Here is a 24611-nt window from a genome sequence, read left to right on the forward strand (position 1 = left end):
GGGCTCGAAGCCCCGGCTGTGAAGCCGGCGGGAATCGGGTTCGGCTGCCCTCTTCGACGGAACAATCCCATGCGATCGCCCCGCCTTCTCCGTACCTTTGTCCTGCCGATGCTGGCCACGATCTCGGCCGGCATTCTGGCATCGACTTTCGTCGTACCGAAGGCGGAAGCCGCTCCCGCCGCCACGCCGAAGATCGGCACGGTAGACGGCGAATATAACATTCTGCTTGGCGGAATGACCATCGGTCGGTTCGCGCTCGACACGGTATTTGACGGCAAGGGCTACACGATCACGGTTCGCGGCACGACCAGCGGCGTCAGCCGCTTCGTCTCCGACGGCAAGGGCCTGTTGAAGAGCAGCGGCCGCATTGTCGGCTCGCGGATCCTGCCTGCGGCCTACATGCTGGATACCAGCGAGAACGGCCAGCGCAACAGCACCGTCTCGATGCAGATGAAGGCCGGCACCATCATCAATGTGGCCGCCATGCCGCCCCTGGCCAAGAAGGCGGATCGCGTTCCCCTGTTGCCGCAGCACAAGCGCAACATTTTTGATCCGCTGAGCGCGATGATCGTGCCGATCGTCAAGGGCAACCCGTCGGCCGCCTGCAACCGCACCGTCCCGGTCTTCGACGGCTGGCAGCGCTTCGACGTCAAGCTATCCTACAAGGGCACGGCCGAGGTCGAGGGCCAGCCTGGCTCCTACAAGGGCACGGTCGTCGTCTGCGCCGCCCGCTATGTCGCGGTCGCCGGCCACAGGCCGACGCGCGAGGCGATCGAATACATGGAAAACAACAAGACGCTCGAAGTCTGGCTGGCCCCGGTCGAGAGCCTCGGCGTGATGATGCCCTTCCGGATGCAGATCGGCACTGAAGTGGGCATGCTGACCATCCACGCCTCCCGCTTCGTCGGCCATACCGAGACCCAGCGCGCCTCGGCGGAATAGCGGTCGCTGAGGCTTTTTGGATCGCCTTACGCTGGCCGTCGCACCCAAACGCTCGCCGTCATTCCCGCGAAAGCGGGAACCCATGCAGCCGTCGCATCGAGCGCCTGGCTCCCTATCTTCCCGGCTGAATGGATCCCGGGCCTCCGCCCGGGATGACGCCGGAGCGTTGGGGATATCCGGGTGCCAGTTTGCGCCCTGCTCGGCCCCTGTGCGTGCTTCGAGACGGCCCTCCGGGCCTCCTCAGCATGATGGGGGTTTTGAATTGCATCGATGGAGGAGGTTCTGGAGACCCTCACGACCTCGAGCTTTAGAGCAAGATCCATCGGGGTCGATTCCGACCTTTCACCTCTCCCTGAGGGAGAGGTCGGCTCGAAGAGCCGGGAGAGGGTTTAGGGAACCATCCGGTGAGGCCGTAAACCCTCACCCGCCGGCCTGCGGCCGTCGACCTCTCCCTCAGGCAGAGGTGAAGAAGGATGCTTCAAAGATGATGGATCTTGTTCTAGCTACCGGCCGTCCTGCCAAATGCCAGACTCCATCATCCTGAGGGGCTTTCGCAGAAAGCCGTCTCGAAGGACGCACGACCTCGATGCAACCCGGCACTCCCCCCGCAAAATCGAGTCGGCCCTTCGGGCCTCCTCGGCATGTTGGGGCGGTGGGTTGCGAATTGAGTGACTGTCCCGGATTGCAACACTCTGCCATCCAGCCTTAACCATGCGCCCCCGGATCAGCCCCGGCCAATATAGCCGGGCCAAGACAGCGCCCCGACATCCAGTGGCCGAATTGAAAAGCCACACCACCGCTCGTGGGCACGAATGCGGAACCCTGATACGCCAGCGATTCGTCCATGCTCCGTTCTGGGTTCGGCCCGATCCTTAACGCGATCGGTCAAAAGCCCTTGAAACAATTTACCTTTTGCTAACCACGCTGGCTCAGTGCCGAACCGGCAAAGGTTAATGCCAGACGGTGTTTTTCCGTCGATGACGCGGGGTTCACGGCACTATTTCGTGGCACTCGCGCCGAGCCGGCACATATATGGGGGTGAACAGAAAGCGATTTCCGACGAGTCAGCGATTCGGACATCGTTTGTTCTAGAAAGGTTCCAAACCTTAACCGGAACCCTTTGCGGCAAGGATCCGAGCGGGTCACTGTATCGACATGATACAGAGGACAGGTTCGGAAGCGTTGATCTGGAAGTGAGACCGCCCGCGATATGCATGAACGGATAAGACCCCCTGGCGCCGGAGCGGGCGGGCGCAATGTCACTGCCGTCCTGGGGCCGACCAATACCGGCAAGACGCATCTGGCGATCGAGCGGATGCTGGCCCACTCCTCCGGCATCATCGGCCTGCCGCTGCGGCTTTTGGCGCGCGAGGTCTATGGACGGGTCGTTGCCCGCATCGGCGCGGAATCGGTGGCGCTGATCACGGGCGAGGAAAAGATCGTCCCGCCCAATCCGCGTTTTCGCGTCTGCACGGTCGAGGCCCTGCCCTCCCATACCGACGTCTCGTTCGTGGCCATCGACGAAATCCAGCTGGCGGCCGATCTCGATCGCGGCCATGTCTTCACCGACCGACTGCTGAACCTGCGCGGGCGCGACGAGACGCTGCTGCTCGGCGCCGCCACCATGCGCGGCATTCTGGAAAAATTGCTGCCGGGCATCGAGATCGTCACCCGGCCGCGCATGTCGATGCTGACCTATGCCGGCTCGAAAAAGATCACCCGCCTACCCCGCCGCTCGGCCGTCGTCGCCTTCTCGGCCGACGAGGTTTATGCGGTCGCCGAACTGATTCGCCGGCAACGCGGCGGCGCCGCCGTGGTGCTTGGCTCCCTTTCTCCCCGGACGAGAAACGCCCAGGTCGAACTTTATCAATCGGGCGATGTCGATTTTCTGGTGGCGACCGACGCCATCGGCATGGGCCTCAATCTCGACGTCGACCATGTCGCCTTCGCGCAGGAACGCAAATTTGACGGATTCCAGTATCGCCGGCTGACGGCAGCCGAGCTTGGCCAGATTGCCGGGCGCGCCGGACGGCATACGCGCGACGGCACCTTTGGCGTGACGGGCCAGGTCGACCCGTTCGAGGACGAGCTGATCGAGGCGCTGGAAAGCCACCACTTCATGTCGGTGCGAACGCTGCAATGGCGCAATCGCGCGCTCGATTTCCGCTCAATCGATACGCTTCGCGCCAGTTTGGACCGCCCGCCGGCCATGGAAGGCCTGTCGAAGGCGCCGCCCTCGGAAGACGTTACGGTCCTCGAAATCCTCTCCCGCGATCCCGGCATAAGGGGGCTGGCCAACCGGCGCGAACGGCTCGAACTTCTCTGGGATATCTGCCAGACGCCTGATTATCGACGCATTGCACCGGCTAATCACGCCGAGCTGGTCGGCGATATTTTTACCTTCGTCGCCCGCGACGGGGCGGTTCCCGACGACTGGTTTCAGCGTCAAGTCGCCTTTGCAGATCGCACAGATGGCGATATCGATACGCTTGCCAACCGCATTGCACACATTCGGACATGGACCTTTGCGGCAAACCGGCCTAACTGGCTTAAAGATCCTCGCCATTGGCAGGAGCGCACGCGCGCTATAGAGGATCGTCTTTCCGATGCGCTCCACGAGAGGCTGACTCAGCGTTTTGTGGATCGACGCACCAGTGTACTGATGAAGCGGCTCAGAGAAAACGCCATGCTCGAAGCAGAAATCACGACCTCCGGCGATGTGCTGGTCGAGGGACAGCATGTCGGAAGCCTGCAGGGTTTCCGCTTCACGCCAGATCCCCAGGCCGACGGACCGGACGCCAAAGCGATCGGGGCGGTTGCCCAGAAAGCCCTTGCAGGCGAAATCGAACGCCGTGCCGAGAAATTCGGCAACGCGCCCAATCCCGAATTCGTGCTGTCGACCGACGGCACGTTGCGCTGGCTCGGCGCGCCTGTCGCGCGGATCGTCGCAACCGATGACGCGCTGAAGCCGCGCTTCGTCGTCTTGTCCGATGAAGGCCTGACCGGCCCGGCGCGCGAACGCGTGCAGGATCGCGTCGACATCTGGCTGAAGAGCCATGTCGAGACGCTGCTGAAGCCCTTGTTCGAATTGCTGGCCGGTGTCGAGCTTTCGGCGCCTGCACGCGGCATCGCCTTCCGTCTCGTCGAGGGACAGGGCGTGCTGGAGCGTTCGGAACTCGCGGACGAGATCAAGGGTCTCGACCAGGATTCGCGCGCCGGCCTGCGCAAGCTCGGCGTCCGTTTCGGCGCCTATCACATCTACGTCCCGGCCCTGCTGAAGCCCGCCCCGAGCGCGCTGAACGCCATGCTGTGGGCGCTGAAGAACCACGGCCTCGACGCGCCGGGCCTGGCCGAGCTGCCGCAGCTGTCGGCCACCGGCCGCACCACGGTGCCGGTCGATCCGACGTTCGCGCGGCCGCTCTACAAGGTCGTCGGCTATCGCATCGCCGGCAATCGCGCCGTCCGCATCGATATCCTCGAGCGCCTGGCCGATATCATCCGCCCGCTGATTGCCTGGAAGCCGACTTCCGACAATCTCGTGCCGCCCGAGGGCGCCGTCGACGGCAATGGTTTCACCATCACCGTCGCCATGACGTCGCTTCTGGGCTGCTCGGGCGAGGATTTCGCCGGCGTGCTGAAGTCCCTGGGTTATCGTCTCGACCGCCGTCCGGCACCGCCCAAGGCGGCGCCTGCCGCCGTCGAGGCAACTCCGGCGGCCGTTGAAGCCGCGCCGGTCGTGACGATCGCTTCGGAAGAGACAGTCGAGACGGAAACCGCGAGCGAGGCCCCGGCTGAGGCCGAGGTGGCTCCGGTCGAGACCGTCGTCTCGGAAGAGACGGTGGAAACAACCGAAATCACGACCGAAGCGGAAGCTCCGGCCGAGGCTCCCGAGGCCGACGCCACGCCGGTCGTCGATGCGCCGTCGCTGGAAACAGCCGATGTCGAGACGGCCGAGGCCGCCACGGCGGAAGCGGCTGCGCCTGCCGAGCCGGAAATGATCGATGTCTGGCGTCCGGGTCGTTTCGACCGTCGTCCGCCGCAGCGCGCCGACAACCGTCGCCGTCCGAACAACGCTCCGGCTTCGGCCGATGCCGCGACGGGCGACGCCAGGCCGGAAGGTCGCGAAGGCGGCCGTGGTCGCCCGCAGGATGGCGAAGCACGCCGCCAGGGCCGTCCGCAGCAGGCGCGTGGACCTCGTCCCGAGCGTGGCGGCGAGCGTCCGCAGGGCGATCGCGACGGTCGTCGCAACGATCGTCCCGGCAATGATCACCGCAACAAGGGCGGCGATCGTCCGGGTCAGAGCGCGCCGCAGCCGCGTCGCGAAGAGCCCCGGCGCGAGCGCGCGATCGATCCCAACTCGCCCTTCGCGGCTCTGGCGGCCCTCAAGGCCGACCTGGAAGCCAAGAAGCGCGGCGGTTAACGCAGACGCGGAGCAGCGATGAGCGAGGAGACCGGACGCCAGCGTATCGATAAATGGCTCTGGTTTGCTCGCTTCGCCAAGAGCCGCTCGATCGCCCAGAAGCTGGTGACGGGCGGCAAGGTCCGCGTCAATCGCGACAAGATCGATTCGTCGAGCCGCCTCGTGCGGCCCGGCGATGTGCTGACGCTGGCGCTCGAACGCCAGATTCGCGTCGTTAAAATCCTCGACCCCGGCACGCGCCGGGGTCCCGCCCCCGAAGCGCAGCTTCTGTATGAAGACCTGACCCCGCCGGCGGTTCTCACCGAGCCGGTCGTGCGCGGCGGCCCGAGGCCGACAAAGCGCGATCGCCGGGCGCTGGATGCGTATCATTCCTTCTCGTCGAACGGTCTTGGCGAGAATTCGAATGGCTCTAGAGAGAATTTTCCAAACGACGACGAAGATTGAGGAAATTCATTCAGCCCGGCAGGCTGGATGCCGCATCGGCGATCCTTGCGCGTTCCGGCTAAAGCGTTTACCCAAAGCGCGGCGGCGAGCTTGGAGCGTGCTCGCCCGAGGAGACGAATGTGCCCTATGTCGTGACCGACAACTGCATCAAGTGCAAATTCACGGATTGCGTCGAAGTGTGTCCCGTGGACTGCTTCTACGAGGGCGAAAACATGCTCGTCATCCATCCGGATGAGTGCATCGACTGTGGCGTCTGTGAACCGGAATGCCCGGCCGAGGCGATCAAGCCGGACACCGAGCCTGGCCTCGAGAAGTGGCTGAAGCTCAACGCCGAATACGCCGAGAAGTGGCCCAACATCACGGTTCGCAAGGATGCGCCGGCTGATGCTGCCGAGTTCGACGGCGTGGCCAACAAGCTCGAGACGCATTTCTCCGCCGCTCCCGGCGAAGGCGACTGAGCCGGCTTTCCAGCCGGGTTCCTTCCGACGCCTGAGCGGATCCGATACCCGCCATCAAGACCAGCCCCGAGGTGCGCCCGCGCACCGCGACGGCAACGCTTTGATTTTGGGGTATTTTGTGATATATATACAAATACAGTCGGTAACCACTTACGGCGTAACCGCACCGTTCTGGTGTTTCGTTCGTGAATAACCCTCAACATTGAAGCCAAAAGTCGTCCTGCCGCGACAATAGAGCGCGGCGGCGGTGCATTGTCTTCGATGTTGATTGCGCGCGTGCGGATCCCCATATCGGGATGAGTGTTTTCCTGATCGGCTGACAGTGGATGAGCGGACCCGACCGGGTCGCCTCCGGAACCAAGTTCCGGGACCGGTTCGGGAAAGCGTTTGCCATGGATGAGACGGGTTTCGTCAGAATCCGGTTTGGCTTGGCGAGCCAGGCCCGCCAATTTAACGGAGTTAATACGCGTATGGCCACCCTCAAGAAGACCACTCTGCGTTCCGATTTCAAGACCGGCGAACAGATTGTCTATCCGGCGCATGGCGTCGGTTCGATCGTCGGCGTCGAGGAACAGGAAGTGGCCGGCATCAAGCTTGAGCTCTTCGTCATTTCCTTCGAAAAGGACAAGATGAAACTGCGCGTCCCGGTCGCGAAGGCCGCGACGGTTGGCATGCGCAAGCTTTCGGACGCCACCACCGTCAAGAAGGCTCTCGAGACCATCCGTGGCCGCGCCCGCGTCAAGCGCACCATGTGGAGCCGTCGCGCCCAGGAATATGAAGCGAAGATCAATTCCGGCGATCTGATCCAGATCTCGGAAGTTGTCCGCGACCTGTTCCGTTCCGACACCCAGCCCGAGCAGTCCTACAGCGAGCGCCAGCTCTATGAAGCCGCTCTCGACCGCATGTCGCGCGAAATCGCCGCAGTGAGCGAGATCTCCGAGACCGAAGCGGTCCGTCAGATCGAGCAGAACCTTGCCAAGAGCCCGAAGCGCGGCGGCAAGGCCGATGAAGAGGCAGCCGTTGCCGAAGTCGACACCGACGACGAGAAGCACGACGAAGCCGCATAATCTGCGCACTTCCAGCTTGTTATTGAAACGCCCGGCTCCGCCGGGCGTTTCTTTTTTGGGCCCACCACCAACATATGTTCCCTGACGTTTTCGCGCAGAAACCCTGGAGTTACGGCACGCTAGCGTCACCGATCCTGCTGCCACGATCGTCGCATCACACCAATGTGTCGTGCCTTTGTGGAACGCGAGCGTAGGGTTGCCCCTTAGATGCACGTGGGGCGCACGAAGCTTTCCATAAACAGGAGTAGGTCGCATGGGCACATCGGCGATCTCCGGGCGGCAATTCGTCAAGGCGGCGATGCAGGCGCCCTATCTGGAGCGAGACGAGGAAAAGAACCTCGCCATCCGTTGGCGCGACATCAAGGACCAGGCGGCCCTGCATCGTCTCGCCGCCTCGCATATGCGGCTGGTCATCGCGATTGCTGCCCGGTTCCGGCATTTTGCCTTACCGATGAGCGACCTGATCCAGGAAGGCCATGTCGGCCTGCTGGAAGCCGCCGCCCGGTTCGAGCCGGACCGCGATGTCCGCTTCTCGACCTACGCGACGTGGTGGATCCGCGCTTCCATCCAGGATTACATCCTGCGCAACTGGTCGATCGTCCGTGGCGGCACCAGCTCGACCCAGAAGGCGCTGTTCTTCAACCTGCGCCGGCTGCGCGCCAAGCTCTCGCAAGGGTCGGTCGCGGTCCCCAATCACCAGATCTACCAGCAGATCGCCATCGCGGTCGGGGTCTCTACCAATGACGTCGCGCTGATGGACGCCCGGCTTTCAGGCTCGGATACCTCCCTCAACGCGCCGATCTACGACACCGAATCCTCGACCTCGGATCGCCAGGACTTTCTCGTCGACAGCATGCCGCTGCCTGACCAGACGGTCGGCGACGTGATCGACACAGAACGGCGCGTCGTCTGGCTGAACGAGGCGATGGGCGCGTTGTCGGACCGCGAAGTGCGCATTCTGCGCGAGCGTCGCCTGCGCGAGGATGGCGCAACGCTGGAATCGCTCGGCGAGACGCTGGGCATTTCCAAGGAACGCGTACGGCAGATCGAGAGCCGGGCGATCGAGAAGCTGAAGGCCGCCCTGCTACGCGACCACCCGGATCGGGCCAGCTTCGTGTGAAACGGATCGACCGGATTTCGCTACTCTCACCTCGCTATCCGAGGGAGAGGGTAGCCAAATCCATTCGATCGTAGCGCGAGCCTCGACGCCGCAAGGCCGTCATTCCTGCGAAAGCAGGAATCCATGGTCCGGCCGGGTGGGACGTCTCCCGCAATGCAGAGCTGGTCAACGCCACGGCTGAGTGGATCCCGGCTCGGTGGCCGGGATGACGGCGAGGGTGGGACTTGCGCGGTGTGCCACCTGCAGGCGCACCAAGATAAAGCGCCTTCACGCCCGCTCAGAAAGCCAGCCCGTGCCGCGGAGACCTGCTAAGCCGTCCAGACCTCGGCGCGGCTCTCGCCAAGACCCAGTTCCTCCAGCATTTCCTCGATCACGGTGACAACCAGCTTGTGATCATCCGCCTGCGGAAGCCCCGAGACGGTTGCCGTGCCGACCATGCCGACATCGCGGACCATGATCGGGAAAGCGCCGCCATGCGGCAGATATTTGTGCGGGTCGACCAGTTGCGCGGTGGCGAAATCGACGCCCTTCACGCGTGCCTTCTGGCCCATGTAGAACGAGGAATGGCCATAGCGGCGAACGACCGCCGTCTTGCCGGCGACCCAGAATTCGTTGTCGGCCGAGGTGCCGGCCAGCGCGCAATAGAACAGCCGCTGCTCGCCGCGCGAAATCTCGACGACGATGGAGAGGTCGTCGCGCCGCGCCCGGTCGATGATCTTCTGGCCGAGCGCAATCGCGGTATCATTGTCGAAGCGATCGAAGACCAGCCGTTTTTCCTGATCGAGAAGTTCCTGCAGCAATGCCTGGTCGTCGCTCATATCCGTCCCCGCTTGTCGATCCAATGTGGCCGCGATCATCGCGCGGCGGCAGCGCCGGCCGCAAGAGCCGCCCGGTCAAAGGTGGTGGCAATTTGGCCCTCGGCCATGCGGGCAGCGCGGTCGCACATATGGCCGATGACGTCCGGATCGTGGCTGACCAGCACAAAGCTCATACCGAAGCGCGCCTTGAGCGTGACAAGCAGGTTCAGGATCTCGGCCTGCACCGACATGTCGAGCGCCGAGGTCGGCTCGTCGAGCAGAAGCAGTTTGGGCCGCAGCAGCAGCGCGCGGGCAATCGCGATGCGCTGGCGCTGGCCGCCGGAAAGCTGATGCGGATAGCGCCCCGCGACATCCGGCCCGAAGCCGACCTCGGCCAGCGCCTCGGCGACGCGCTTGTCCGGATTGTCGAGCCCGTTGACGACGAGCGGCTCGCGCAGCGCGCGGCCGATCTTGTGGCGCGGATGCAGCGAGGCATAGGGATCCTGGAACACCATCTGCACCTGCTGGCGCAGTTTGCCCGTAAAGCGCCTGCGCGGCGGCACAGCCTGCCCGAGCAGCGACATCGAACCGTGCCAGTCGCGGTTCAAGCCGGCGATGACCCGCAGCAGCGTGGACTTGCCGCAGCCGGATGGCCCGAGCAGGCCGAAGGTCTCGCCATCGCCAATCGAAAGCTCGATGCCCCGAAGGATATGGCGGCCGACGTCCTGATCGCGGAACGTGACATTGAGATCGCTTATATCGACGAGGCTCATGCGCCGGCCTCCAGGCGGACGCGGTCGAGCGTCGGCAGCATCGTGCCGAACGTCTCGGGCGAAGGTCGGCAGGCCCAAAGCGTCCTGGTGTAGGGATGCTGCGAGTTGACCAGTTCGGACGCCGGCAACCGGTCGACGATATCGCCACGATACATGACGAGCGCCCGGTCGCAGAAGCGCGCCACCTGGTCGAGATCATGGCTGATCAGGATCAGGCCCATCTGCCGCTCGTCGACCAGCTTCAGCATCAGGTCGAGCACCTGGTCGCGAAGATCGCGGTCGAGCGCAGAGGTAGGCTCGTCGGCAATCAGCAGGCGCGGCTCGGCAATCAGCGTCGTCGCCAGCATGACGCGCTGGCCCATGCCGCCGGAAAGCTGGTGCGGATAGGAATGATAGGCGCGGAGCGGATCCGGCAGGCCGACAGCTTCGAGCATCGCCAGCGCGCGCTCGCGCCGCTCGGCCTTTTTGGCGGCGGTGTGCAGCTTCAAAGGCTCTTCGACCTGGCGGCCGATGCTCATCACCGGATCGAGCGCGAATTTCGGATCCTGCAGGACGAGGCCGATCTTCGAACCGCGCCAATGCTTCCATTGCCGGGGCGTGAGCGCGGTCAGATCCTCGCCATCCAGCGTCAGCCGGTCAGCTGTGACGCGGCCGGGTTTTGCCACCAGCCCGATCAGCGCGCGCGCCGTCATCGACTTTCCCGAGCCTGATTCGCCAACCAGGCCAAGCTTTTCGGCGCCCATCGCGAACGAGATGCCATGCACGACTTCGACCGGGCCACGATCGGACGGGAAGCGGACGGAGAGTTTTTCGACGTTGAGAAGAGTCGGATCAGCCATTGCGCGGGTCCATCAAGTCACGGAGCCCGTCGCTCAAAAGATTGAAGGCGAAGCTGGTCAGGAGGATCGCCGCGCCCGGCGTCGCCGCCACCCACCACTGGTCGAAGATCACCTGCGTGCCATCGGCAACCATCGCGCCCCATTCCGGCGTCGGCGGCCGGACACCGAGGCCGAGGAAGCCAAGGCCGGCGGCGATCAAAATGATACCGCCGAGATCGAGCGCCATGCGGACGATCGCGCCGGGCAGGACGAGCGGCAGCACATGGCCGAGCAGCAGGCGCGGGCCGGTGATGCCCATCATTTCGGCCGCCGCCAGATAGTCGCTCTTGCGCAGCGCGACGGTTTCGGACCGGGTCTGCCGCGCATAGGCGGGCCAGGCGGTCAACGCCAGCGCCAGCGCGCCATTGACGAGGCCGGCGCCGAGAACGGCGACGAAGGCGAGCGCCAACACCAGCTTCGGGAACGCCATGGCGATATCGGTGATGCGCATCAGGACGCGCTCGACGAGGCCGCCATAGAAGCCGGCGATGATGCCGATGGCAATGCCGACCGGCGTCGTCAGCAGGATGACGATGGCGAGCAGCATCAGGGTCGGCCGCGTGCCGTAAAGGAGCCGCGAGAGCAGATCGCGACCAAAGCCGTCCGTGCCGAACCAGTGCGCGGCGGAGGGCGGCGCCAGACGATTGGCGACATCCTGCGCGATCGGGTCATAGGGCGCGATCCACGGCGCGAACAGCGCGACCAGAAGGATCAGTATAACGAGCGTCGCGCCGATGGCGGCGGAGGGCGAGCGGCGCGCGAATTTGGCCAGCGAAAGCCGGTTGGGGGCGACGGCGACCGTCAGCGGAAGATTGGTCATGACAGCCTCGGGTCGACGATGCGGGCGAGAATGTCGGTGATCGCGTTGACGATCACGAAGCAGACGCCGATGACGAGCGTACCGCCGAGCACGGCCGGCATGTCGGAGGCGAAGATCGCCGTCGTCATGTAGCGGCCAAGGCCCGGCCAGCCGAACACGGTTTCGGTCAGCACCGCGCCTTCCAACAGCGTCGCATAGGCAAGCGCGATCACAGTCAGCACGGTTCCGGCGACATTGGGCAGGAGATGGGTCAGCATCAGGCGAACCTCGCCGACGCCCTTGGCCCGCGCCGCGACGGCGTATTCCTTGCCGAGTTCGCCGAGCAAACTCGCCCGCGTCAGCCGCGAGATCGAGGCGAGCGAGTGAATGGCGAGCACGGTTGCCGGCAGCACGAGATGCGACAGCGTATCGAGGAACGACCCCTCCTCGCCCCAGATCGCGGTATCGATCAGGTAAAAGCCGGTCACCGGCGTGATCGTATAGGCGTAGATGTCGGAGAGCCTGCCGGGGCCCGCGGCCCAATGCAGCTTTGCATAGAACAGCAGCAGGAACAGCAGCCCGAGCCAGAAGATCGGCACCGAATAGCCGATCAGCGAGACGATGCGGACGAGGCCATCGACGAGCCCGCCCGGCCGGAGCGCGGCCACGACGCCAAGCGCCACGCCGAGCAGCGCGCCGAAGAGGATGGCGACGGTGGCGAGTTCCAGCGTTGCCGGAAACACGCGCACAATGTCGCTGAAGACAGGCTGGTTGGTCGACCAGGACGTGCCGAGATCGCCGGTGAGCGCGTCGCCAACATAAGTGGCGAAGCGTTGCGGCAGCGGATCGTCGAGGCCGAGCGTCTTGCGCGCCGCCTGATAGGTCGCCTCGGTCGCCTTGTCGCCGGCCAGATGCAGGGCCGGATCGGCGGGCGAAAGCTCGGCCAGCGCGAAGGTGACGACCAAAAGGCCAAGCAGAGTTATCGCCAGCGTGACCAGCCAATTGGCGACGCCAGACAAAAACGAAAGTCCCCGCCGGCCGCGAGGCCGACGGGGAAGAAGCTCAGGGGCCGCCAGCCGGCCGCCGGTATCTGTCACTTATTTCTCGACCCCTGCGAAATAGACCTGGTCCGCATTGAGGCCCTGGACGAAGCCCTTGACGTTATCGCGCAGCACGATCTGGTTGTTCGGCTGCAGGAGGATGACGAAGGGCGACTTCTGCTGAACCTCAAGCTGAATAGCCTTATAATCCGCCGCGCGCTTCTCCGCATCCTGTTCTTCGACCGCGGCCTGGGTCTTCTCGGAAAGCTCCGGAATGCTCCAGCCATAGCGCCAGGCAACCGTCTTGGTGCCATCATCGCGATTGAGCGCGAAGGCGCTGGCGTTGGAATGCGGGTCGAAATAGTCCGGGATCCAGAACGCCAGAGCCGCCTCGTGGCCCTGCGAGCGGAGCGTCGAATAGAACTGGCTGGCGACGGCGGGCTCGATTTCCAGCTTGATGCCGGCCTGCGCGAAGGTCGCCTGCAGCGCCTGGGCGATGTCGGTATAGGGCGGCTGGTTGATCACGGAGAGCTTGACGGTCACGCCCTTGTCGAGACCGCCGGCCTTCAGGATGCCCTTTGCCTTCTCGACGTCGAGCTTGAACGGCGTATCGTCGAGCGAACCGGCAAAGCCCTTCGGAATGAAGGCCTGGTGGACGTTTGACTGGCCCTTGAGCAGGTTCTTGGCAATGCCCTCATAATCGACGAGCCAACGCGCGGCTTCCCAGAGCGCCGGGTTCTTCGTGTCGGGATTGGTCTTGCTGGCGGCATTGAAGCCCAGGAAATCGACCTCGGCGGAAGGCGCCGATAGCACGTTGATGCCGGGCTTGCCGGTCAGGGCGGCGATCTGGTCGGCGCCGATATCGCGGGCGATGTCGGCATCGCCCTGCTCGATCAGCAGGCGGCGCGCGGACGGATCGGCGACATTCTTGAAGATGATGCCCTTGAGCTTGGGCGCGCCGGTCGGCGACGTCGCATTGGCGTCGAGCACGAGCGCTTCATGCGGCTGGTAGGCGCGGATCTTGAACGGGCCGGAGCCGGCCGAGGCCGTGTGCAGCCAGGCATTGCCGAAATCGCCATCCTTGGCGTGCGCCTCGACTTCCTTCTGGTCGACGATCGAAGCGACCGGCGCGGAAAGGATCGAGAGGGCGAAGGACGGGCCGACCTTGGCGGGCCAGGAAACCTTGACGTGGTTGTCGTCGACCTTGGTCAGGAAGGTGTCGACATTATCGGCCGACCAGCCGAGCTCGTTCAGGATGAACACCGGCGACTTGCCAAGCTTCACCGCCCGCGACAGCGAATAGATCACATCGTCGGCGCGAACCGGATTGCCGGACGAGAAGGTCGCACCTTCGCGGATCTTGAAGGTGATCGCATTGCCTTCCGGCGCCACGACCCAGCTTTCGGCCAGCACCGGATCGAGCTTGGTCGGCTCGGTCTGGTTCGACTGCACCAGCCGCTGATACAGGCTGTTGAAGGACTGTACCGAGGTCAGCTCAAAACCTTCGGCCGGATCGAGGCTGACGATGTCGTCGATCGCCTGGGCGACGATCAGCAGATCCTTGGGCGTGGCGGCCTGGGACGGCGCCACGAACAGGCTGCTCAGGGCAATCGCGCCGGCAAGCGCCGTCGCGGATAGGAAGCGGATGGTCATGAGGTCCTCATTGTTCCATGCGGGCGGCCGGAAGCCAGCCGCTCCCCCAATTGATGGGCATGGAACCATCCGCCGCGTCCGCCCGCAACGGGCGTCGTTTCGATTTTTGAATAGATGGTGAAAAAAACACCGCGAAGTGTCCGGCGCGGTGTGAATTCAGACCTTGTCTCGACGCCCCGACGCAACGCAGCCGGAAAACGGCCGGCTCCCGACGAAACAATTCAGTCGGCGCAAATGGCGTTTGGCGCTGTCAGTCGGTGACGACGGTGGCGCCGGTGCGCAGCGTGTTGGAGATCGTGCAGATCGTCTCGGCCGCCTCGATCAGCTTGGCCTTCTTCGCCGCGTCGAGCGGGCCCTCGATTGTCACCGTGGTGACGAAGCGCTCAACCCGCGAAAGGCCGTCCTTTGCCTTTTCCGGGATGACCTTGGCTGTCACCTGGTCGATTTCGCCGATCCATCCCTCGCCGCGCGCGGCGATCTGGACGCTGAGGACGATGCAGGACGAAAGCGACGCCGCGAGCAGGTCGAGCGGATTGAACCCTTCGGCCGAGGGCCGCGTCACCACCGACAGCTTGCCGCCGGTTTCGCTGATGACTTCCGGCAGGCCGTCGCGGCTTGCCGAGGCTGTGGCCCCCACGGAGCGGGTCCGGATCGTCGCGTTCATGCTGCATCCTTGAAAAAGGAGCCGATCACCGCCGGCCCCCTTTCGAGTGCTACAGCCACGGCCAATAGGCAAGCGACCAGACGAGGTCGGATGTGGTGTCGGCGTCGTCTGCCTTGTCGCCGTCAAGCACCTGGTCAGGACGCTGCGAGGGCTCGGAATCTCGAGCAACCTTCGGATCGGCGGCTCGAAAGAACGAGAAAAAACGGGGAAGATCGGAAGGAACATCGTTGGCTAGTGTCATCGGGTTTCTCCCAGGAATGCGCCGCAGAAGCAGGCGGCCGGCACGTCTCCGTCGCTCGTTGACCGAAGCAGAACAGCCCGGTCAGACCCGAGATTTCCCGAAATGAAGCCGCCTGTCAATAAACCCGACAAAGTTGGTCGTGTAAGTGTCCTGAGGAAATACGGACAAGATGCTGATCCATTTCGCGTTATTTGGATCGGCAGCCTGTGCGAAAACACGTCCGCCAGGCAGGGCCAACAGGCCATCTTCCCAATCCCATTCCGGCGTCATCCCCGCGAAGGCGGGGACCCATTCAGCCGGGCTTCCGGTGAGCTAGCCTCTCCATGCCTCGGCTGCATGGGTCCCGGCTCGGGGGCCGGGATGACGGCGAGCGTGGGGAACGGCAAGAGGCAGGTGCACCATCGTGCTGGGACTCGGCACGCACAATTTGAGACCCAAACGGGCGGACCGAAGGCCAACAAAAAACGCCGCGAACCCGGAGGTTCGCGGCGTCGAGACGGCGCTAGAAGGATGGAGCGAAACGCTCAGCCCTTCATCGTTTCCTGGAAGGTTGCCAGGTGCTTCTGCTGCGCTTCCAGCATCTTCTCGCGGTAGATGCCGTAGATGACGTCGGTGTCGTGCAGCGTCACGCCTTCGATGGTCGGCGAAGCGAAGACCGGCAGCTCGAGGCCCTTCTTCGACAGCGCGTCAGCGGTGCGGGCGATCAACTCATGCGTCAGCACCATCGCCAGAACGGTCGAGGAACCCGAGACCGGACGGCTCCAGCCCTCGATCGGGACGATGGCGTCCTCGACCGGCGAGTTGGTGTCGATGACGATGTCGGCGACGTCCTTCAGGCGGTTGCCGGAAGAGTGCTTGGCCGGCTTGTCGTTCGCCTTCGAGGTGACGGCGACAACGAACAAGCCGCGCTTCTTGGCGTACATCGCCGTCTCGATGCCGGCCGAGTTGGTGCCGGAATGCGAGTAGATGATGATCGAATCGCCTGCATTCAGCGGCTGGTGATCGAGGAACTTGTCGATGTAGTTCTCGGTCCGCTCCAGCCAGAGCAGTTCGCGCACGCCGCCGGCGCCAAGCACGTTGTGCCACATGACGCGCGGATCGGTCAGCGGGTTGAAGCCGACAAACGAGCCGTAGCGCGGAAAGGCTTCCTGGGTCGGCAGGACCGAGTGGCCCGAGCCGAACAGGTGGATCAGGCCGCCCTGCGCCAGCGATTCGGAGAAGCGCTTGGCGGCTTCGGTAAGGCCCGCGTCATTGGCTGCGCCGGCGGTCTCGATCAGCTTGATCAGCCTGTGCAGGTAGAAATCGGTCATGAGTCGTCTCCTTGGAGTGTTTTTGGGAAAAGGAATGCGGCGCGGCCGTCAGATCCTCAGGGTGGAACGGATCTCGTAGCGGTCGCCCCGCATGGTCGAGAGAGTGAATTCGATCGGGCCGCGCGGGTCGGTGGCGAGGCGCTCGACGATGAAGGCGGGGCTGCCGGCGGCGATTTCGAGCAATTCGGCATCCTCCGGGCCGACAGCGCCGACACGGTAGAGTTCCGTCGCCTCGGTCGGCTTGATGCCGTAGCGGCGCTCGATCTGGCCGTAGAGCGATCCGCCCGAAAGGTCCTCGTCGAGCAGGCCGGGGACACGGTCGAGCCGGAGGTGCGCGGTCTGCACGCCGATCGGCGAGCCGTTGCCGAGCCGAAGCCGACGGACGAGCGCGACGGGCTCGCCTTCCTCGATCTCAAGCGCCGCCGCGACCCGGGCGCTCGCCGGCACGATCTCCTGCGCCAGCATGCGCGAGCCGACAGTCAGGCCCAGCGCCGCCATTTCATCGGAAAAGCTGGTCAAGCCGCGCGCACCGGCCACAACCGTGGCGCTGCGGACAAACGTGCCGCGGCCATGCTCTCGGCGGAGCAAGCCGAGGGCTTCGAGATTGCGCAGCGCATGGCGCACGGTGATGCGACTGACGCCGAGCCATTCGCAGAGCCGATCCTCGGCCGGGATCTGCGAACCGGACGGCCATTCGCCAGCCTCGATACGGGCGCGGATGGCATGCTCAGCCTGGTGCCAGAGCGGCTCCGGACGGCTGCGGTCGAGGGATGTCATTGCGTTTTCGGTCATCGGACCCTCCACCATTCCGGCCCAAGGCCGGCGGCCACGGCAGCACCAACAAGGCCGGCGCGCGGACCGAAATGGCCCGGCCGGATCAGGATTTCTCTCAAATGCGGCGGCAGGTTCCGCGTCAACGCCGCGCGGAGCGAAGGGCCCAGCACATCGATGGCATCGGAAACACCGCCCGCGAGCAGCACGGCCTGCGGATCGAGCAGCGCCACGGCGCCGGCAAGCGTCGTTCCCAGCGCCGTCCCGACCCGGTGGATGGCGAGGTTCGCGTCCCGGTCGCCGGCCCGCGCCGCTTCGATCAGCGCCGCGCCATCGGCAAAACCGGCGTCATGGCCAAGTTTATCGAGCGCACGCCCGGCGGCCTGTCGCTCCAGCCAGCCGGAGCGGTCTTCGCCGGGATCGGATGTGTCAGCGGAAGCCCAGCCAAACGAGCAGGCCGCGCCCCGGCCGCCGCGCACGATGCGCCCGCCAGAGAGCACGGACGAACCGATGCCAGTGCCGATTGCCAGCAGGATCGCATCGTCGAGGCCGCTCGCAGCGCCAAGCGTCGCCTCGGCCAGCATTGCCATCTGCGCGTCATTGCCGGCTGCGACCGGAACGCCAGCTTCACCCAGCAGATCAGCGAGATCGACGCCGTCGAGCAACGGCAGGTTCGGCACCCAGCGCGCGACCGTGCCTTCGACAAGGCCGGGAACGGTGATGCCGATGCCGACCAGCGCCGCAGCATCCGGACGCGCGGCGATCAAGTCCAAGACCTTTTCGCGCAACGCCTCGCCCGTTTCGGGCGCGGGGAAGCGCTCGACATGGCCAAGTTCGGCCGGCGCGTCGACAGGAGAAAAGCCGGCGCGAAGGCTGGTACCGCCGAGATCCAGCGCCAAAACGTGAGGAACGGTGCTCATTGGCCCCCCATTCCCGTTGCCGTGATGGTGCGGACGAAGAAGCGTTGCAGGAAGACAAACAGGATCAGCGGCGGCAGCACGGCGAGCGTGGCGCCGGCCATGACCAGGTTCGTGTTCACCGCCGAGCGATTGTAGGAAAGCAACCGCGCCAGGCTGATGACGATCGGATAATCGTTTGTGTTGCCCTGCAGGACAGTCAGCGGCCAGAGGTAGCTGTTCCAGTGATAGACGAAGGCGAACAGAGCGAGCGCCGCCAGGGCCGGCGCGACCAGCGGCGCGACGATCGTGAACACGATGCGGAACTCCGAAGCGCCATCAAGCCGCGCCGCCTCGACCAGTTCGTCCGGCACGCCGGCGATGAACTGGCGCATCAGGAAAATGCCGAAGGCGTTGGCGAGGTTGGGCAGGATGACACCGGCAAGGCTTGCATTGAGGCCGATCGAGCCGACCAGCCGATAGAGCGGGATCAGCGTCACGATTGGCGGCAGGAACATCGTCGCGATCGTGATCGCGAACAGCACTTCGCGGTAGCGGAAGCGGTATTTTGTGAAGGCGTAGCCCGCCATCAGCGAGGTGACGAGGATGCCCGCCGTGGTGATGCCGGCGATCACAGCCGAATTGGCGAAAGAGCGGCCGACGCTGATGAGATCCGACACCTTGGTATAGGCGTCGAGCGTCGGCGTGCCGGGAATCCAGACCGGCGGGGTCTGCATCGCCTCGGCCGGCGTCTTCAGGCTCGACAGCACCATCCAGACGAGCGGGAAAGCGGAAGCGACGGCGATCCCGATCATCAGCAGATAAAGGATCGCGCGCCATGCGGGCGAGCTTGCGCCCGGGGAAGAAGCGGTAGCGGGAACGCTCATCGCCGATCCTCCCTGCGGGCCAAGGCAAAGACGGCGGTCACCGTGACGACCAGCGCGAGCAGCAGCGTCACCGACATGGCCGAGCCGAGCCCGCCCTGGGCCCGCTCGATGCCGACGCGGCGGATGTGATAGGTCATGACATTGGTCGAGCCGACCGGCCCGCCCTGGGTGATCAGCGCCACCGGCTCGAACACCTGGACGGCGTTGATCAGCGCGATGACGGCCGAGAACAGCAGCGTGCGCTTCAGCAGCGGCAGCGTGATGAAGCCGAACAGCGACGGCCCGCGCGCGCCGTCCATCCTGGCCGCTTCATAGATCGAGTGCGGGATCTGGGTCAGGCCGGCGATGATCAGGATGGTGAAATAGCCGACCTGCTGCCAGACATTCAGCAAAACGACCGAAACCAGCGCCGTATCGGGCGAGGAAAGCCAGGGCTGCGGGCCGATTCCGACCCAGGACAGGATCTGGTTGAACGGCCCTTCCGTCGGCGAATAGAGCTTTGAGAACACCAGAGCGACGGCGATCATCGGCACCATGTAGGTGGCGAACAGGATGGTGCGCAGGATGTTGGCGCCCCTGAGCTCCGCCTGGTGGATCAGCATGCCGAACAGCACGGAAAGCGGCAGCAGCAGGGCGATCGAGAGCAGCGAATAGAGCGCCGTGTTGACCATGGCTCCCTTGAAGTCGCGCCCAACGGAACTCGTCCCAAAAATCTCGCGAAAATTGTCGAAGCCAATAAAGGTCGCGGTCGAGAACGGCGTCTGCGACGACCACTTCGTGAAGGCGAGCCAGATCGTGAGCGCGATCGGAACCAGCACAAAGATCGCGATCAACCCCAGGCTCGGCGCGAGCATGGCCACGATCGATTTTCGAAATCCGCTCATCGGTATGCGTGTTCTCTGTTCATGACAGCCCTGGGCGTGACTCGACCTGCCTCTCCCGGTCGCGGGAGAGGGTTTGGCGAGGGTCTTCGTGTGGCGCTTGGTTCGGGCTCAGGCTCTGCAAGCAAGGCCCTCACCCCAGCCCTCTCCCGCAAGCGGGCGAGGGAGTCGGGATTCCTCCTCCGTCATCCCCGCGAAAGCGGGGATCCATTCAGCGTCCCAAGGCAGTCGGCTGAATGGATCCCGGGTCAAGCCCGGGATGACGACAGAGGGACACCAGCGCGTCTACTGCGCCGCCTTCTCAAGGATGGCTGTGGCGTCGGCCTGGGCGCCGGCTGCTGCTTCCGCTGCCGTCTCCTTGCCGAACTGCACCGCCTCGATATGGCCCTGCAGCGATTCCGTGAATTCCTGACCGCCAAGCACGGTCGGGAACGGGCGGGCTTCCGAAAGCACGGAAACATAGCCGGCCAGGAACGGCGTCTTCAGGCGCTCGGCGAAGGCCGCGACGTCAGACGTGCGCGACGGCAGGATGCCCATGGACTGCAGCAGATCGCCCATGGCGGATGCGCCGTTCTCGCCCGAGGTCGGGCCGTTGAACCAGGCGAGGAAATCCCAGGCCGCCTTCTTCTCCGCGTCTGTCGCGCCGTCAGAGACGACCGTCATCCAGGAATAGGAGATCGAGTGCGGTCCATCGCCCTTCGGGCCGACCGGGATCGGCGCAGTGGCGATATCGGCGAAGCGGTCGCCCATGCCGGCCTTCAGAGCGGACTCCCACCAGTTCGCCATGATGATCATGCCGGTCTTGCCGGACACGAAATTATCCAGGAACGGGCCGGTGGTGTTGGCGTCGGCGGTGCCCATGGTGGCAACCGAGGCGCCGGACTTGATCAGCTTCTCGTAGAGCTCGAACGTCGCCTTGGCGTTGTCGCTGTCGAGCTGCGGCTTGCCGTCGACAACCAGTGCGCCGCCATTGGAGGCGAGCAGCGAGGCGAAGGGGTGGACGACGCCCGCCGCCCACGAGTTGATCATGCCAAAGCCCTGCTGACCCTTGTCCTTGTTGGTCAGCTTTTCGGCGGCGGCATAGAACTCGTCCCAGGTCTTCGGCGCTTCCTTGATGCCGGCTTCCTCGAACAGCTTCTTGTTGTAGTTGAGCGCGTAGACATCGATCTCGTTGGGATAGCCATAAACCGTGCCGCCGACGCTGGCGGCCGTCGCCACGCCCTTCGGCCAGTTGGTCGTGACGTCAGTGGCGCTTGCCTCCGGCGCGGCGTTGACGAGCTTGTCGCGCGCCAGCTCCGGCAGCCAGAGATCATAGATGCCGGTGATCGTCGGGCCGCCGCTCTGGCCGGCCTGCGAGCGCAGCGTCGTCAGCAGATCGCCAAACGGCACGGCGCGAACCTCCACCTTCACGCCCGGATGATCCTTGGCGTAGGTGGCAGCGGCAGCCTCCAGCTTGGCGACCGTCTCCGGCGGCCAATGCGTCAGGAACGACACGGTCACGTCTTCTGCCCAAGCTGCATTCGAGAACATGGCAACGCTTGAGAAAGCGGCCAGCGCGGAACCCAGGAACAAGCCCATCAAAGGTCTGATCGTCACGGAACCCCTCCGTTCAATGCCGACGGTCCGACGGTGTTTCGGCCGTCTTTTTTCATTATGACGTAAGGACGTTATAATGACTTTTCGAAATCGGCAAGCCGCCTTTTCGGTGTCACGCGGGCGAGTTGCCAGGATCCGCGCCGTAGCGCCGCAAATGCCGAAAATACCGACAGGTCGGGAGCCGAACCGACGGGCAGGATTTTGCGCGGGGCGCCGGATCGAGAGAACGCCCGGCCTTGCCGATGGCAGTCGCAACCCCACATCCTGAGGGCAGTTCGCTATCCGTGCGCCATGGGGAGATCATCCATGACCGACCAATCCGCCCTGCCCGAAGCCGCCCGTTCCTCGACACCCCTGCCCCGTCCCGTCCGCTCCAGCCTGGACCTGATCGGCCGCACGCCGATCGTCGAGTTGACCACCTTCGACACCGGGCCATGCCAGCTGTTCGTCAAGCTGGAGAGCCAGAATCCGGGCGGCTCGATCAAGGACCGGATCGCGTTGTCGATGATCGCCGCCGCCGAGGCCGATGGCAGCTTGAAGCCGGGCGGTACCATCGTCGAGGCGACGGCCGGCAATACCGGGCTCGGTCTGGCGCAGGTGGCGCTGCCGAAGGGCTACAAGCTGATCCTCGTCGTGCCCGACAAGATGTCGCGCGAGAAGGTGCAGCATCTGCGCGCCATCGGCGCCGATGTCCGCACGACCCGTTCCGATGTCGGCAAGGGCCATCCCGAATATTACCAGGACATGGGCGCCCGCATCGCCGAGGAGGTCGGCGGCTTCTTCGTCAACCAGTTCGCCAACCCGGCCAATCCGCACGCCCATGAGACGACGACCGGGCCCGAGATCTTCGAGCAGCTCGATGGCGACGTCGACGCGATCGTCGTCGGCGTCGGCTCCGGCGGCACGCTTTCCGGCATCGGCCGCTATTTCAAGCGCGTCTCGCCGAAGACGAAAATGGTATTGGCCGATCCGAAAGGCTCGATCCTGGCGCCGCTGGTGGAGACCGGCGAGACGATCGAGCCGGGAAGCTGGGCCGTCGAGGGCATCGGCGAGGACTTTGTGCCGCCGAATGCCGATCTCTCTCTGGTGTCGCGCGCCTATACGATTTCCGACCGCGAGAGCATCGCCGCCGCGCGCGCCCTGCTGGAGCAGGAAGGCATCCTCGCCGGCTCCTCCTCCGGCACGCTGCTGGCGGCGGCCTTGCGCTATTGCCGCGAGCAGAAGGAGCCGAAGCGCGTCGTCACCCTCGTCTGCGACAGCGGCAACAAATATCTGTCGAAGGTTTTCAACGACGTCTGGGTCGCCGAGCAGGGCCTGATCGAGAAAATTCGCCATGGCAATCTGCGCGATCTCGTCGCCCGGGGCTTTGCCGAAGGCGGCACGGTGACGGTATCGCCGGAGGACACGCTTTCGACCGCCTATGCGCGAATGCGCTCCGCCGACGTTTCGCAATTGCCGGTCATCGAGCATGGCGCGTTGATCGGCCTGATCGACGAGAGCGACGTTCTGGGCGGGCTTCGGCCGGACGAACACAATGGCCGCGGCAAGTTCAGCGCCTCGGTGCGCGACGCCATGGTGACATCGCTCAACACCTTGCAGGCCGACGAGCCGGTCGAGGCGTTGTTGCCGGTCTTCGAACGCAACGAAGTGGCCATCGTCCTGGACGGCGACGAGTTCGTCGGTCTCATCACCCGGATGGACCTGATCAATCATGAGAGGTTAGCGTTTTGAACAAGCCCCTGAAGCCGAACCGGCTCGCCTTCGAAACGCGAACGATCCATGGCGGCCAGAGCCATGATCCGCTGACGGGCGCGGTAATGGTGCCGATCTATGCCACCTCCACGTTTGCGCAGGACAGCCCGGGCGTTCACAAGGGCTTTGAATATGGCCGCTCGCAAAACCCGACCCGCTTCGCCTTCGAGCGAGCCATCGCGGATCTGGAAAGCGGCACGGCCGGCTTCGCCTTCGCCTCCGGCCTGGCCGCGATCGCGACGACGCTGGAGCTGCTCTCCGCCGGCGACCACATCGTTGCGACCGACGATCTCTATGGCGGCACGTTCCGGTTGCTCGACAAGGTGCGCAAGCGCACGGCCGGGCTTCAGGTGACCTTTGTCGATTTCACCGACCTCGCCGCCATTGAGGCGGCGATCCGGCCGGAGACGAAACTGCTCTGGATCGAGACGCCGACCAACCCGCTGCTGCGGATCATCGACCTCGAAGCCGTGGCGCAGCTTGCCAGGCGGCGCGGCCTGATCACGGTGGCCGACAACACCTTTGCCAGCCCCTATATCCAGCGCCCGCTGGAGCTTGGCATCGATATCGTCGTCCATTCGACGACCAAATATCTGAACGGCCATTCCGACATGATCGGCGGCACCGTCGTCGTCGGGCCAAAACAGGAACTCGTCGACCAGATCCGCTTCCTGCAGAATGCGGTCGGCGCCATCTCCGGCCCGTTCGACAGCTTTCTGGCCCTGCGAGGGCTGAAGACCCTGGCGCTGCGGATGCAGCGGCATTCGGAAAACGGGCTCGCCATCGCCCGCTGGCTCGAATCGCGGCCGGATGTGCGCCGCGTCCTCTATCCCGGCCTCGAAAGCCACCCGCAGCACGCCATCGCCAAACGGCAGATGCATGCCTTTGGCGGCATGATCAGCGTCGAATTCGACCGCGACCTTGCCGGCACGAAGCGTTTCCTCGAACGCGTGCGGCTGTTCACCCTGGCCGAGAGCCTCGGCGGTGTCGAAAGCCTGATCGAACACCCGGCGACGATGACCCACGCCTCGATCCCGCTGGCGCAGCGCGAGGCCCTCGGCATCACTGACGGGCTGGTGCGGATTTCAGCCGGTATCGAAGCCGCAGACGACCTGATCCAGGACATCGCCCAAGCGCTGCTGTGACAGAAAGCACCGCGGTCATGGGGACCGCGGAGGGGGTGTGACCTAGATCAATGCGCAATCCATGACGTTACGTCATG

Annotated in this window: 22 protein-coding genes; 8 read left to right on the forward strand and 14 right to left on the reverse strand. The window is 64.6% G+C overall.

The genetic code is table 11. From position 1 onward, the window contains the following. The first annotated feature begins 69 nt into the window (after positions 1-69). The 6 genes from OSH12_RS23465 to OSH12_RS23490 all read left to right on the forward strand — a co-directional run bounded on the left by OSH12_RS23465 (position 70) and on the right by OSH12_RS23490 (position 8451). Positions 70-942, forward strand: coding sequence for a DUF3108 domain-containing protein (locus tag OSH12_RS23465; RefSeq protein ID WP_266346063.1), 873 nt, complete (start codon positions 70-72; stop codon positions 940-942). Between the two features lie 1210 nt (positions 943-2152). Next, the gene (locus OSH12_RS23470; RefSeq protein WP_266346064.1) at positions 2153-5362 is read left to right on the forward strand and encodes a helicase-related protein; all 3210 of its coding nucleotides are present in this window, start codon (positions 2153-2155) and stop codon (positions 5360-5362) included. 18 nt (positions 5363-5380) lie between these two features. Beyond that, entirely contained in the window at positions 5381-5806 is a 426-nt protein-coding gene (locus OSH12_RS23475; RefSeq protein ID WP_266346065.1) for an RNA-binding S4 domain-containing protein, read from the forward strand. 119 nt (positions 5807-5925) lie between these two features. Beyond that, positions 5926-6264 carry a ferredoxin FdxA gene (fdxA, locus tag OSH12_RS23480; protein ID WP_266346066.1) on the forward strand — a complete coding sequence of 113 codons (339 nt, stop codon included), beginning with the start codon at positions 5926-5928 and terminating at the stop codon, positions 6262-6264. A gap of 470 nt (positions 6265-6734) precedes the next feature. Next, positions 6735-7331: a CarD family transcriptional regulator gene (locus OSH12_RS23485; RefSeq protein WP_266346067.1), complete on the forward strand. Its 597-nt coding sequence runs from the start codon at positions 6735-6737 to the stop codon at positions 7329-7331. Positions 7332-7584: 253 nt separating this feature from the next. Beyond that, positions 7585-8451: an RNA polymerase factor sigma-32 gene (locus OSH12_RS23490; protein ID WP_266346068.1), complete on the forward strand. Its 867-nt coding sequence runs from the start codon at positions 7585-7587 to the stop codon at positions 8449-8451. Between the two features lie 308 nt (positions 8452-8759). On the opposite strand, the gene OSH12_RS23495 is transcribed toward OSH12_RS23490, so the two are convergent. From OSH12_RS23495 to OSH12_RS23560, 14 genes are all read right to left on the reverse strand, one after another. Next, positions 8760-9269: a heme-degrading domain-containing protein gene (locus OSH12_RS23495; RefSeq protein ID WP_266346069.1), complete on the reverse strand. Its 510-nt coding sequence runs from the start codon at positions 9267-9269 to the stop codon at positions 8760-8762. Positions 9270-9304: 35 nt separating this feature from the next. Beyond that, complete coding sequence (locus tag OSH12_RS23500; RefSeq protein WP_266346070.1) at positions 9305-10021, reverse strand: ABC transporter ATP-binding protein; 717 nt, start codon at positions 10019-10021, stop codon at positions 9305-9307. Then, complete coding sequence (locus OSH12_RS23505; protein WP_266346071.1) at positions 10018-10860, reverse strand: ABC transporter ATP-binding protein; 843 nt, start codon at positions 10858-10860, stop codon at positions 10018-10020. The genes OSH12_RS23500 and OSH12_RS23505 overlap by 4 nt, the downstream gene beginning before the upstream one ends. Next, on the reverse strand, positions 10853-11719 hold the full coding sequence (locus tag OSH12_RS23510) for an ABC transporter permease (protein ID WP_266346072.1): 867 nt from the start codon (positions 11717-11719) through the stop codon (positions 10853-10855). Before OSH12_RS23510 ends, OSH12_RS23505 begins: the two co-directional genes overlap by 8 nt. Next, on the reverse strand, positions 11716-12795 hold the full coding sequence (locus OSH12_RS23515; RefSeq protein WP_266346073.1) for an ABC transporter permease: 1080 nt from the start codon (positions 12793-12795) through the stop codon (positions 11716-11718). Before OSH12_RS23515 ends, OSH12_RS23510 begins: the two co-directional genes overlap by 4 nt. Then, positions 12796-14391, reverse strand: a complete 1596-nt coding sequence (locus OSH12_RS23520; RefSeq protein WP_266346074.1) for an ABC transporter substrate-binding protein — start codon at positions 14389-14391, stop codon at positions 12796-12798. A 250-nt stretch (positions 14392-14641) separates the two neighbouring features. Continuing rightward, positions 14642-15055 (reverse strand): OsmC family protein, encoded by a 414-nt coding sequence (locus tag OSH12_RS23525; protein WP_266346075.1) that lies wholly within the window; start codon positions 15053-15055, stop codon positions 14642-14644. Between the two features lie 49 nt (positions 15056-15104). Beyond that, positions 15105-15296, reverse strand: a complete 192-nt coding sequence (locus OSH12_RS23530) for a hypothetical protein (protein WP_266346076.1) — start codon at positions 15294-15296, stop codon at positions 15105-15107. Positions 15297-15820: 524 nt separating this feature from the next. Continuing rightward, positions 15821-16606, reverse strand: coding sequence for an SIS domain-containing protein (locus OSH12_RS23535; protein WP_266346077.1), 786 nt, complete (start codon positions 16604-16606; stop codon positions 15821-15823). A gap of 48 nt (positions 16607-16654) precedes the next feature. Beyond that, complete coding sequence (locus OSH12_RS23540; protein ID WP_266346078.1) at positions 16655-17398, reverse strand: GntR family transcriptional regulator; 744 nt, start codon at positions 17396-17398, stop codon at positions 16655-16657. Further along, entirely contained in the window at positions 17395-18297 is a 903-nt protein-coding gene (locus OSH12_RS23545; RefSeq protein WP_266346079.1) for an ROK family protein, read from the reverse strand. The genes OSH12_RS23540 and OSH12_RS23545 overlap by 4 nt, the downstream gene beginning before the upstream one ends. Then, positions 18294-19160 carry a carbohydrate ABC transporter permease gene (locus OSH12_RS23550; protein ID WP_266346080.1) on the reverse strand — a complete coding sequence of 289 codons (867 nt, stop codon included), beginning with the start codon at positions 19158-19160 and terminating at the stop codon, positions 18294-18296. Before OSH12_RS23550 ends, OSH12_RS23545 begins: the two co-directional genes overlap by 4 nt. After that, the gene (locus OSH12_RS23555; protein WP_266346081.1) at positions 19157-20014 is read right to left on the reverse strand and encodes a carbohydrate ABC transporter permease; all 858 of its coding nucleotides are present in this window, start codon (positions 20012-20014) and stop codon (positions 19157-19159) included. Before OSH12_RS23555 ends, OSH12_RS23550 begins: the two co-directional genes overlap by 4 nt. A gap of 312 nt (positions 20015-20326) precedes the next feature. Then, complete coding sequence (locus tag OSH12_RS23560; protein ID WP_266346082.1) at positions 20327-21637, reverse strand: ABC transporter substrate-binding protein; 1311 nt, start codon at positions 21635-21637, stop codon at positions 20327-20329. 306 nt (positions 21638-21943) lie between these two features. On the opposite strand from OSH12_RS23560, the gene OSH12_RS23565 reads away from it, so the two are divergent. Beyond that, the gene (locus tag OSH12_RS23565) at positions 21944-23368 is read left to right on the forward strand and encodes a pyridoxal-phosphate dependent enzyme (RefSeq protein WP_266346083.1); all 1425 of its coding nucleotides are present in this window, start codon (positions 21944-21946) and stop codon (positions 23366-23368) included. Then, positions 23365-24534, forward strand: coding sequence for a cystathionine gamma-synthase (locus tag OSH12_RS23570; RefSeq protein WP_266346084.1), 1170 nt, complete (start codon positions 23365-23367; stop codon positions 24532-24534). Before OSH12_RS23565 ends, OSH12_RS23570 begins: the two co-directional genes overlap by 4 nt. The last annotated feature ends 77 nt before the right edge of the window (positions 24535-24611 follow it).

The sequence above is a fragment of the Kaistia terrae genome (genome assembly GCF_026344005.1).
Classification (GTDB): Bacteria; Pseudomonadota; Alphaproteobacteria; order Rhizobiales; family Kaistiaceae; genus Kaistia; species Kaistia terrae.

Bases quoted from the DNA above. Each gene is read 5' to 3' on its own strand.
- OSH12_RS23465 (WP_266346063.1), top strand. From the start codon at position 70: ATGCGATCGCCCCGCCTTCTCCGTACCTTTGTCCTGCCGATGCTGGCC.
- OSH12_RS23470 (WP_266346064.1), top strand. From the start codon at position 2,153: ATGCATGAACGGATAAGACCCCCTGGCGCCGGAGCGGGCGGGCGCAAT.
- OSH12_RS23475 (WP_266346065.1), top strand. From the start codon at position 5,381: ATGAGCGAGGAGACCGGACGCCAGCGTATCGATAAATGGCTCTGGTTT.
- OSH12_RS23485 (WP_266346067.1), top strand. From the start codon at position 6,735: ATGGCCACCCTCAAGAAGACCACTCTGCGTTCCGATTTCAAGACCGGC.
- OSH12_RS23490 (WP_266346068.1), top strand. From the start codon at position 7,585: ATGGGCACATCGGCGATCTCCGGGCGGCAATTCGTCAAGGCGGCGATG.
- OSH12_RS23495 (WP_266346069.1), bottom strand. From the start codon at position 9,269: ATGAGCGACGACCAGGCATTGCTGCAGGAACTTCTCGATCAGGAAAAA.
- OSH12_RS23500 (WP_266346070.1), bottom strand. From the start codon at position 10,021: ATGAGCCTCGTCGATATAAGCGATCTCAATGTCACGTTCCGCGATCAG.
- OSH12_RS23505 (WP_266346071.1), bottom strand. From the start codon at position 10,860: ATGGCTGATCCGACTCTTCTCAACGTCGAAAAACTCTCCGTCCGCTTC.
- OSH12_RS23510 (WP_266346072.1), bottom strand. From the start codon at position 11,719: ATGACCAATCTTCCGCTGACGGTCGCCGTCGCCCCCAACCGGCTTTCG.
- OSH12_RS23520 (WP_266346074.1), bottom strand. From the start codon at position 14,391: ATGACCATCCGCTTCCTATCCGCGACGGCGCTTGCCGGCGCGATTGCC.
- OSH12_RS23525 (WP_266346075.1), bottom strand. From the start codon at position 15,055: ATGAACGCGACGATCCGGACCCGCTCCGTGGGGGCCACAGCCTCGGCA.
- OSH12_RS23530 (WP_266346076.1), bottom strand. From the start codon at position 15,296: ATGACACTAGCCAACGATGTTCCTTCCGATCTTCCCCGTTTTTTCTCG.
- OSH12_RS23535 (WP_266346077.1), bottom strand. From the start codon at position 16,606: ATGACCGATTTCTACCTGCACAGGCTGATCAAGCTGATCGAGACCGCC.
- OSH12_RS23540 (WP_266346078.1), bottom strand. From the start codon at position 17,398: ATGACCGAAAACGCAATGACATCCCTCGACCGCAGCCGTCCGGAGCCG.
- OSH12_RS23545 (WP_266346079.1), bottom strand. From the start codon at position 18,297: ATGAGCACCGTTCCTCACGTTTTGGCGCTGGATCTCGGCGGTACCAGC.
- OSH12_RS23550 (WP_266346080.1), bottom strand. From the start codon at position 19,160: ATGAGCGTTCCCGCTACCGCTTCTTCCCCGGGCGCAAGCTCGCCCGCA.
- OSH12_RS23555 (WP_266346081.1), bottom strand. From the start codon at position 20,014: ATGCTCGCGCCGAGCCTGGGGTTGATCGCGATCTTTGTGCTGGTTCCG.
- OSH12_RS23565 (WP_266346083.1), top strand. From the start codon at position 21,944: ATGACCGACCAATCCGCCCTGCCCGAAGCCGCCCGTTCCTCGACACCC.